This is a genomic window from Mitsuaria sp. WAJ17 (assembly GCF_014174515.1).
Lineage (GTDB): Bacteria > Pseudomonadota > Gammaproteobacteria > Burkholderiales > Burkholderiaceae_C > Roseateles_B.
The window spans coordinates 38,901-48,731 of record NZ_JACJUG010000032.1; the positions used below are offsets into that span (position 1 = coordinate 38,901).

At 69.2% G+C, this 9,831-nt stretch carries 8 protein-coding genes; 5 read left to right on the forward strand and 3 right to left on the reverse strand.

Going from position 1 to position 9,831, the window contains the following annotated elements; translation table 11 throughout:
• Nucleotides 1-17: 17 nt before the first annotated feature.
• From deoC to trmB, 3 genes are all read left to right on the forward strand, one after another.
• A complete protein-coding gene (gene deoC, locus H5407_RS20290; protein WP_183106315.1) occupies nt 18-797 on the forward strand; it encodes a deoxyribose-phosphate aldolase in 780 nt (259 codons plus the stop codon).
• A 4-nt stretch (nt 798-801) separates the two neighbouring features.
• Nucleotides 802-2,118, forward strand: coding sequence for a thymidine phosphorylase (deoA, locus tag H5407_RS20295; protein ID WP_183106316.1), 1,317 nt, complete (start codon nt 802-804; stop codon nt 2,116-2,118).
• 61 nt (nt 2,119-2,179) lie between these two features.
• Nucleotides 2,180-2,917 (forward strand): tRNA (guanosine(46)-N7)-methyltransferase TrmB, encoded by a 738-nt coding sequence (gene trmB / locus H5407_RS20300; RefSeq protein ID WP_183106317.1) that lies wholly within the window; start codon nt 2,180-2,182, stop codon nt 2,915-2,917.
• Between the two features lie 67 nt (nt 2,918-2,984).
• On the opposite strand, the gene H5407_RS20305 is transcribed toward trmB, so the two are convergent.
• Entirely contained in the window at nt 2,985-4,961 is a 1,977-nt protein-coding gene (locus H5407_RS20305; protein WP_183106318.1) for a YCF48-related protein, read from the reverse strand.
• A 487-nt stretch (nt 4,962-5,448) separates the two neighbouring features.
• Between H5407_RS20305 and coaBC the strand changes: the two genes are divergently transcribed.
• Together coaBC and dut are read left to right on the forward strand one after the other, a co-directional pair.
• Nucleotides 5,449-6,663, forward strand: a complete 1,215-nt coding sequence (coaBC, locus tag H5407_RS20310; protein ID WP_183106319.1) for a bifunctional phosphopantothenoylcysteine decarboxylase/phosphopantothenate--cysteine ligase CoaBC — start codon at nt 5,449-5,451, stop codon at nt 6,661-6,663.
• Between the two features lie 91 nt (nt 6,664-6,754).
• Nucleotides 6,755-7,204 (forward strand): dUTP diphosphatase, encoded by a 450-nt coding sequence (gene dut, locus H5407_RS20315; protein ID WP_183106320.1) that lies wholly within the window; start codon nt 6,755-6,757, stop codon nt 7,202-7,204.
• 177 nt (nt 7,205-7,381) lie between these two features.
• Here dut and H5407_RS20320 read toward each other — a convergent pair whose 3' ends face one another.
• Nucleotides 7,382-8,833, reverse strand: a complete 1,452-nt coding sequence (locus tag H5407_RS20320) for a hypothetical protein (protein WP_183106321.1) — start codon at nt 8,831-8,833, stop codon at nt 7,382-7,384.
• A 2-nt stretch (nt 8,834-8,835) separates the two neighbouring features.
• The gene (locus H5407_RS20325) at nt 8,836-9,765 is read right to left on the reverse strand and encodes a hypothetical protein (protein ID WP_183106322.1); all 930 of its coding nucleotides are present in this window, start codon (nt 9,763-9,765) and stop codon (nt 8,836-8,838) included.
• Nucleotides 9,766-9,831: the final 66 nt, after the last annotated feature.

Sequence of the window (9,831 nt, forward strand, 5' to 3'; positions counted from 1 at the left end):
TGCCTGGAGAGACACACATGACAACAACACCCGCCCGCCTGGACCTGCTCCAGTCCGCGCGCCTGGCCCTGCAGTGCCTGGACCTCACCAGCCTCAACGACGCCGACACCGCCGCTGACGTCACCGCCCTGTGCGAGCGCGCCCAGACCGCCTTCGGCCCTGTGGCCGCGGTGTGCGTGTGGCCGCGCTTCGTGTCGCAGGCACGTTCGATGCTGCCGCCCGAAATCAAAGTGGCCGCCGTGGCCGACTTCCCCGAAGGCGCCCTGGACCTGGCCCGCGCCATCGCCGACATCGAGACCATCGCGCAAGCCGGTGGCGACGAGGTCGATGTCGTCCTCCCCTGGCGTGCCCTGCAGGCGGGGCAGCGCAGCGAGGTGGAGGAGTTCCTGGCCGAGGTGCGCCACGCCAGCCGGCCGCTGACACTCAAGGTCATCATCGAATCCGGCGAGCTGGCCGAGTCCGAGCTGATCGCCGAGGCCACGCGCCTCTCGCTCGCCGCAGGCGCCGATTTCGTCAAGACCAGCACCGGCAAGACGCCCGTCTCTGCCACGCCCGAGGCCGCCCGCGTGATGCTGCGCGAGATTGCCGCCTCGGGCATGGCCTCCGCCGGCTTCAAGGCCTCGGGCGGCATCCGCTCGGTGGCCGATGCCCAGGGCTATCTGCAGCTGGCCGCCGATGTGCTGGGCGCCGACGCCCTGCAGGCGCGCCGCTTCCGCTTCGGCGCCAGCGGCCTCTTGAAGGACATCGAATCCGTGCTGTCCGGCCAGGCCTCCCAGGCCGTCACCTCTGCGTATTGAATCCATGCTCGCCCAAGAAATCATCCGCGCCAAGCGCGACGGCCAGGCCCTCTCCGAGGCCCAGATCCAGTCCTTCGTGAAGGGCCTCACCGACGGCAGCTGGAGCGAGGGCCAGGTGGCTGCGTTGGGCATGGCCGTCTTTCTGCGCGGCATGGGACGCGAGGAGGCCGTGCACCTGACCCGCGCCATGATGCACTCCGGCCGCGTGATGCAGTGGCCCGACATGCCCGGCCCCGTGCTGGATAAGCACTCCAGCGGCGGCGTGGGCGACAAGGTCAGCCTCATGCTGGCCCCCATGGTGGCGGCCTGCGGCGGCTATGTGCCCATGATCGCCGGCCGCGGCCTGGGCCACACGGGCGGCACCGTGGACAAGCTGGAGGCCATCCCCGGTTACACCACCACGCCGGACCCCGCCCGCTTCGACCGCATCGTGCGCGAGCTGGGCTGCGCCATCATCGGCCAGACCGGCGACCTGGCCCCGGCCGACAAGCGCTTCTATGCCACGCGGGACGTCACCGCCACGGTGGAGAGCGTGCCCTTGATCACCGCCTCCATCCTCTCCAAGAAGCTGGCGGCGGGCCTGCAGGGCCTGTCCATGGACATCAAGTGCGGCAACGGCGCCTTTGCCAGCACCCCCGAGTTCGCCCGTGAACTGGCCGAGAGCATCGTGGCCGTGGCTGGCGGCGCCGGCCTCAAGACCCGCGCCCTGATCACTGACATGAACGAGGTGCTGGGCGACGAGGTGGGCAATGCGCTGGAGATCGCCGAGACCATCGCCTACCTGAAGGGCGAGCGCCAGGAGTCGCGCCTGCACGAGGTGACCCTGGCCCTGGCCGCCGAGATGTTGGTGATCGGCGGCCTTGCGGCCGATACCGCCGCCGCTCGCGCCCGTCTGCAGCGGGCCCTGGACAGCGGCGCCGCCGCCGAGAAGTTCGCGCAGATGGTCGTGGCCCTGGGCGGCCCGGCCGACCTGATGGAGCGCCCGCAGGCCTACCTGCCGGCCGCGCCCGTGATCCAGGCCATTCCCGCGCCGCGCGCCGGGGTGCTGTCGGCCATGAAGACCCGCGACATCGGCCTGCTCATCGTCGAAATGGGCGGCGGCCGCCGCGTGGCCAGCGATGCCATCGACTTCCGCGTGGGCCTGTCCGCCGTGCGGCATGTGGGGGCCAGCGTGGCCGCTGGCGAGCCACTGGCGATGGTCCATTCGGCCGACGAGGCCCAGGCCCAGCGGGTGATCGCGGCCTACCAAGCGGCCGTGACTCTGGCGGAGCCGGGCACCGCGATCGCCGCCGCGCCCATCGTGATGGACGTCATCGGCTGAGCAGGCCGCGGCGAACGGGCAGGGCGCCGGTAAAATCCAGGCCCTTCGCCCGGAATTTCCCATGACCACGCCGTCCGACCTCACGCCTCACGATCCCCAAGACGCCACGCCCGCTGACGGCGAGGCGCCGCGCCGCGCCATCAAGAGCTTCGTCGTGCGCGCCGGCCGCATGGGCACGGGCCAGATCAAGGCCCTGGCCGAGCTGGGCCCGCGCTTTGTGCTGCCCTTCCAGGCCGCGACGCCTCTTGACTACGAGGCCGTCTTTGGCCGCAAGGCGCCGGTGGTCCTGGAGATCGGCTTCGGCATGGGCGGCGCCACGGCGCAGATCGCCCAGACCCTGGCCGATCACGACTTCATCGGCTGCGAGGTGCACGAACCCGGCGTGGGCGCGCTGCTGAAGCTCATCGGCGAGCAGGACATCCCCAACATCCGCATCTTCCAGCACGACGCCGTCGAGGTGCTGGAGCAGATGATCCCGAAGGCCAGCCTGGCCGGCATCCACATCTTCTTTCCCGACCCCTGGCACAAGAAGCGCCACAACAAGCGCCGGCTGATCCAGACGCCCTTCGTGGCCAAGCTGATCGAGCATCTGGCGCCCGGCGGCTACCTGCACTGCGCCACCGACTGGCAGCCCTACGCCGAGCAGATGCTGGAGGTGCTCAGCGCCGAGCCGCAGCTGCAGAACACGGCTGCGGGCTATGCCGAGAAGCCGGCCTACCGGCCCCTCACCAAGTTCGAGAACCGCGGCCTGAAGCTGGGCCACGGCGTCTGGGACCTGGTCTTTACTCGCCGCCTATGACGTCGGCGGCCTCGTGTGGGGCGGCGGAGAGCACGGTTATCGGTCCTCCGCCGCGTCCAGAGGGGGCTTAGTAGCCCGAGCCCGTTGCGATCACCCCGTCCATGCCCACCATCACGGGTGAGTGTTCATCCGCGAAGCCTACGGCCTGCCAGAAGAACGAGGGTCCTTCGAGGTCCTTGATCCAGGTCTGCCCGCCATCGACCGAGTGCAGCAGGATGCCCGCGCCTGCGATCAGACCCAGCTGACCGCCCTTCGTGAACGAAATGGTGGCGAAGCGGCCGCTGACCACTCCATTGAGAGGCGACCAGCTCAAGCCAGCATCCGAACTCCGCAGCACTTGACCTTGGGTGTTCAGGGCGTAAACCGTGCGCGCATCCACCCAAGCCAAGCTCTTGATCCAGTCGGTGAATCCAGGTACCAGACTCCATGTCTTGCCGCTATCGGTGCTTCGCATCATGCCGCCGGCAGAGCCGCTCAGCAGCGCGACGGAATCACGAATGGCCAGCGCGCCGAACCCCCACGGGCCACCTTGCGTAGAGACCATCGACCAGGTCGCTCCGCCATCGGTACTCCGATAGACGCCCGCGGAGCCACCGACCAGGCCCCATCCCGCAGACGAGAACCCGACCACGGGATTCGTGCCCACCACGAGACCATTGACCACTTGCCAGGACTTGCCGCCGTCCGTGCTCCGCAATGGCATGTAATTGGCGATCACCGCCGTTTGCGCATCTGCGAAGGCCACAGCCTTCATGTCCGGCTGCGCCATCGATGGCAGGGGGGCCAACTTCCAGCTCTTGCCGCCGTCATTGGTGGCCACGATGCCCTGCGAGCAAACAGCCAGGCCTGTCTCTCGGCTGGAAAAGGCGACACCTGTGAAGTCGTAGCCTTCGAGGTCGTGGTCCGGCCCCTGGAACACGGAGGTCCAAGTATTGCCAAAATCAGTGCTGCGTTTGATCCGCCCACCCCCGTCGATGGCCAGACCCAAGCCGCTGCTGGACAACGCTAGATCGGCCGCGTCCTCTGAGCGGAAGGGTACGGATTCGACCTTCGTCCATGTCGATCCACCATCTTGCGTTCGGTACGCGCCGCTGCGGCTGATGCCATGGGCGCCATCTGCAAACAGCACGCCACTGCTACTCGGCATGTGAGCCCCTGGGAGGCTCCACCATTCCCAGCTCGAGCCGCCATCCCTGCTGCGGCCAGCTGTATAGCGGCCTTCCGCATACAAGATGCCATCTCCTGCGAAGGTGATCGCACGGAGATCAAGAGTCGTCAGGGGCGTCTTGAAATCGATGGGCGTCCAGCTGAGGCCGTCATCCGTGCTCTTCCAGGCGTTCTTCCTGGACATCTGCGAGGAATCGACGCCGCTGGCAATGCAGAGCTGCTGCCGGCATTCCAGCGTCTCGATCACGGCAGATGCTGGCACCTGGCCAGCGGTCCAGGACTGGCCGCCATCCATGGTCCGGTAGAGCTTGCCGCCGTACTCGGCTGCGACGCCCGCCAGCGAGGTCCGGAAGGCCATCGCGAGTTTGCTCGACGAAGGTGCGGCCAAGGTGGTCCAGCTGAGCCCTGCATCCGTTGAGCGTAGCAGCAGCTTCTTTCCGCTAGCGAGGAGCGTCTTGGAATCCAGCACACTCAGCTGAGTCAGATCCTCCGTGCCGGCCACGTGGCCTCGAATGATCGACCAGTTGAGCCCTGCATCCTTTGTCCGGATGATGGCGCCGCCACTGCCCACGGCGACCGCCGTGTTGGAGTCAATCCAGCGCACGGCATTCAGGGATGCGCCGACGAAGGAAGGTGAGCTGAAGGACCAGGCAACGCCCTGCACGACTTTCAGGGTGGCCACAGAGCTGGCCAAGCTGCTCGTCGCCTTGCCAGTCGAAGAGACAAGCACGCGGAACTGCCGGCCATCATCCGAGCCAGATGTCCTTGCGATGGTGTATTCCGTGCCGTTCGCTCCAGCGATGTCTGCCCAGACACCGTTGCTGAAGGATTGCCACTGCAGGGTGGCTGACCCCTCGATGCCGACCTTGAAGGTCACAGCAGCCCCCAGCGCGACGTTCTGGTCAGCAGGCTGTGTCTTGATGGTGAAAGACGGTGTGGGGTCAGTTGGCTGCGTTGGCTGAGTTGGCTGAGTTGGCTGAGTTGGCTGAGTTGGCTGAGTTGGCTCTGGGGGCTGCGAGCTCCCTGTGCCGGAGCTTCCGCCACCGCCGCAGGCAGCAAGGGTGAGGCTGAGCACAAGGATGGTCAATTGGATTGCCCGAGTGCGACGGGCAGCGGTGCTGAGTTGATCAGCGCGCATGGTGGATCCTCCTCTGCGGCTCGCTTGAGATGCGGCCGTTGATCTGTTTTGAAGTCGTATCGGTCCACCGCGAATTGCACGCGGTGCCGAGACAGCCTGGGCTGTCTCGGCGCGGGAGCATAGCAGATAGACGAAAGCAGTTCGCCACGCATGCGAGACCGGCATCCGCCTCTTGCGTGAGCTGAATCGTCGGGATCGCCGCCACGGCCTGCTAGAGTGCGGCTCCATGCCCGAACTGGAACTCATACCGCTGCGTGACAAGCACATCCTGCTGGCCCTCTCCGGCGGCGTGGCCTGCTACAAGGTCGCCGAGCTCACCCGCCTGCTCGTGAAGGCCGGGGCCACCGTGCAGGTGATGATGAGCGAGGCCGCCGAGGCCTTCATCACGCCGGTCACCATGCAGGCGCTGTCCAACCGGCCGGTCTACACCAGCCAGTGGGACGCCCGCGAGCCCAACAACATGGCGCACATCAACCTCAGCCGCGAGGCCGATGTGATGCTCATCGCCCCCGCCAGCGCCGACATGATCGCCCGCCTCGTGCAGGGCCGGTCCGACGAACTGGTCAGTTTGACCGCCCTGGCGCGCCCGCGCGAGCGCTGTGGCCTGCTGGTCGCGCCGGCCATGAACCGCGAGATGTGGACCCACCCAGCCACGCAGCGCAACATCGCCCAGCTCCAGGCGGACGGCGCCCAGGTGCTGGGCCCCGGCCATGGCGACCAGGCCTGCGGCGAGGTGGGCGACGGCCGCATGCTGGAGCCGGCGCAGCTGCTGGAGGCCGTCATCGCGCACTTCCAGCCCAAGCTGCTGAAGGGGCGCCGCCTGCTGATCACCGCCGGCCCGACCTTCGAGGCCATCGATCCGGTGCGTGGCATCACGAACCTCTCCAGCGGCAAGATGGGCTTTGCCATCGCGCGCGCTGCCGCCGAGGCCGGCGCCGAGGTCACGCTCATCGCGGGCCCCGTGCACCTGCCCACGCCGGTGGGCGTGCGCCGCATCGACGTCACCAGCGCCCAGCAGATGCTGGAGGCCGTGCTGCCGCGCGCCTCGCAGCACGAAGTCTTCGTGGCCACTGCGGCCGTCGCCGACTGGCGCCCCGCCCAGCTCAACGAGCACAAGATCAAGAAGGACGGCAAGAAGAGCGCCCCCACCTTCGAGCTGACCGAAAACGCGGACATCCTGGCCACCGTCGCCGCCTTGCCCGATGCGCCGTACTGTGTGGGCTTCGCCGCCGAGAGCCAGGATCTCGTCAAGCACGCCCGCGAGAAGCTACTGCGCAAGAAGCTGCCGCTCGTCGTGGGCAATCTCGGCCCCGCCACCTTCGGCAAGGACGACAACAGCCTGGTGCTGGTCGAGGCCGACCGCGAGACCGAGCTGCCCCGCGCCGACAAGCTCACGCTGGCCCGCCAGCTGGTGGCCGAGATCGCCCGGCGCGTCGGTTGAGTTTCCTCCCTCCCGGTCAGGCAGCAAGACCTGACCCCACGTGCCTGATCAGACGGCAAGACCTGACCCCATAGTTTCCCGAGCCCCTTCCATGAGCACCATCGACCTCAAGATCCTCGACGCCCGCATGGCCGAGCAGCTGCCCGCCTACGCCACCCCTGGCTCCGCCGGCCTGGACCTGCGCGCCTGCCTGGACGCCGCCGTGACCCTGGAGCCCGGCCAGACCCACCTCGTGCCCACCGGCCTGGCCATCCACATCGGCGACCCCGGCCTCGCCGCGGTGATCCTGCCGCGCTCGGGCCTGGGCCACAAGCACGGCGTCGTGCTGGGCAATCTCGTGGGCCTGATCGACTCCGACTACCAGGGCCAGCTGATGGTGAGCGTCTGGAACCGCAGCCAGACGGCTTTCGTGATCCAGCCCATGGAGCGCATCGCCCAGCTGGTGATCGTGCCGGTGGTGCAGGCGCAGTTCCGGGTGGTGGATGAGTTTGGTGCGAGTGATCGCGGTGAGGGTGGGTTTGGATCGACGGGGAAGCATTGAGGTGGCTGGCTTGACTGTGGCCGGTGGCGGCAGAGTTCATCCACAGTGATCCCCGGCGGCGACTGCTCGCGGCCAGAACCAGTCATGCCATCCGGCATGACCACCTTGCCCAAGTACTGACGCGCTGCAACTGAAATGCCCTGCATGTGGGGCCAGGCAAACGCCCCCCTGGCGAGGTCAGGGCGGCGTGGCGGCACCGCCGCCGCTCGCGCCGGAGGCCCCAGATGCCCCAGAGGCACCCGACGCACCACCCGTCCCCCCACCCCCTCCGCTGGCACCACCCGTCCCGCCGCTGCCCCCCGTGCTCCCCGGTGCCGGCACCGGCAGCGGCGCATCCCGCATGCTGGGCTGGCTCACCCCGCCCACGGCGCTGTTCATGCTCGTGCGGCGCGCCTCGTCGCCCGTACGCAGCCCCTCGCGGCGCTGCTGGCGGGCATTGATGTGGGCGGTCTCCAGTTCCGCGCTCGGGTTGATGCTGGCATTGCGGATGCGGTCGGCCTGGGCCTGGGCGGCGAGGCGGTTCAGAGGCACGGCATCGGTATGGAAATGCAGCTCCACCGAGGAGTTCAGCTCGGCCTCGGTGTTGATCTCCTCGGTGCGCTGGCTGCGCTCGGTGTTGACGTAGGAGATGGTGTTCTCGACCTCGGCGCTGGCCCCCCAGGCGCCGATGCCGAAGCTGCCGCCGGCCTTCACGCGGTTCTGCATGCCGAACTGGCTGCCGCGGTCCTGGGAGGCGGCGCTGCGGGTGTCGATGTGGAAGCGCATGGCGGCGTTGATCTTGCCGGCGTCGATCACGATGCGGTTCATGCCCATCATCACCATGGTCGCGAGCATCTGCTGGCGCTGGCGCGCGAGCTGGCGCCGGGCGAAGGGCACCAGGGCCTCGGGGTTGGCGGCCTCGACGGGATCGTTGGGCCCCAGGCCGAATGCGGCACGCAGGGTGTCGGGCTCGGGCATGTGGCCGCCCGCGCGCAGGCGCAGGCGCGGCACCTCGGGGGCGTCGTCGGGATCGGCTTCCTGGCCGGGCGCGGGGCGGTCCTCGGGGTCCGGGGCCTCGGGGGCGTCCATCTCGAGCTGGTCGGGAAAATGATCGACCAGCCACTGGCGGGCCTGGGTCTCGTGCGTGGCCAGTTGCTCGAAGCCCTGGGCCGATCCAGACACCGCGTTGAGCAACTGCAGGTACTGCTGCAGCTGGGTCTGGTTGGAGTCGTTCATGGCACGGAACACGCCGTTGAGCAGGTCGGTCACGAAGCGCGGGAAGCTGATGGCATTGAGCGTGTCCCGCGTCGTCTGACCGATCTGGCGGGTGGCCGTGCCGAAGTCGGGCTGCGCCTCCAGGCTCTGCACGGCGGACTGCTGCGTCCGGAGCTGGCGGCGGCGGATGGCCTGCTCGGCCTCGTGCTCCTCCTGCAGGCTCAGGGCCACCAGGTGGGAGACCTTGACCATGGCCTGGGCCAGGTCCCGGCGCTGCTCGGGCGGGAGCTCGGCATAGGCCTGGGTGTGGGCCAGCTGCTGGCGCACGGCAGCGCGCAGCCAGGGCGGCGGGGTCGCGGCATCCAGCCCCAAGGCGGCTGCCACGGGGCCCGCATGCGCAGGGACCGAGGCGCGATCGGGGCTCAGGGCCTCCATGGTCAGAAGGCCTCCAGTACGGCCAGGTTCACCACCTCGGCGCGTTCCCCCCGGGTCGAGAGCCGCCAACGCTCGGCCGCAGCGATGAGGGTCTGCAGGGCTGGGTCGGCAGGCGCGATGGCGAAGCCCCGGCTGGCCGCCTGAGCCAACCACATGAGCACCTGGCTGCCGGCGCGGGCGCGGTCGAAGCGCTGGCGCAGGTCGCCCAGCACGTCGCGCTCGTGGACCAGGGCCGCGCGCACCAGGCCGTGCAGGTCCCGCACGCCGAAGGCGGTCTGCAGCTGGCGGTCGCCCAGCAGCTGCAGGGCGCTGCGCAGCTGGCCCAGCAGCTCGTCGGCCGCCTGCAGCAGCATGCCTTCGAGGCGGCTGGCAGCAATCTCCAGAAGGCCCTGGGCCGCATGCTGCAGGCCCACCTCCTCGCGCACATCGTGCTGGCCGGCGTTGTCGGCCAGGGGCACGAGGGCGCCGCACAGGCGGGCCAGGGCGGGCTCGAAGTCCTCCGGGTCGAAGGCCTGGGCCAGCAGGGCGCGGCGCTCGTCGCCGGAAAGACGCTGGCGGCGCTCCTTCCAGAGCTTCTTCAGCAGGGGCTCCAGCTTGGGCAGGGCCACGCTGATGGCGCCGCTGCTCCACAGGGCGGCGATGCGCTCGCTGGCGCGGATCATGGGCTCCAGCTCCTGCACGAGGTAGAGGCTGGCCAGCACGCCCAACTGGGCCGGCGCGCGTGTGGGTCGGGCGGGCTCGGGCAGGTCGATGGCACCGAGATCCAGACCCTGCGCCAGCAGGCGCAGGCCTGGCAAGTGTGCAGCCTGCAGGGCCTCGGCCTGGTCCAGCAGGATCGACAGCGCCAGCACCGCCGGCTCGGGGGCAGGCGCGGCGGCCTCGTTGCCCGCGAGGGCCTCGGCGGCGGGAGGGAGGGCAGTCTCGCAGCTCACGGCGATGCTCCGGGGCGGGCCTCAGGCGGCCATGCGCGGGGGCGTCTGGCCGGCGGGAGCCGCGGC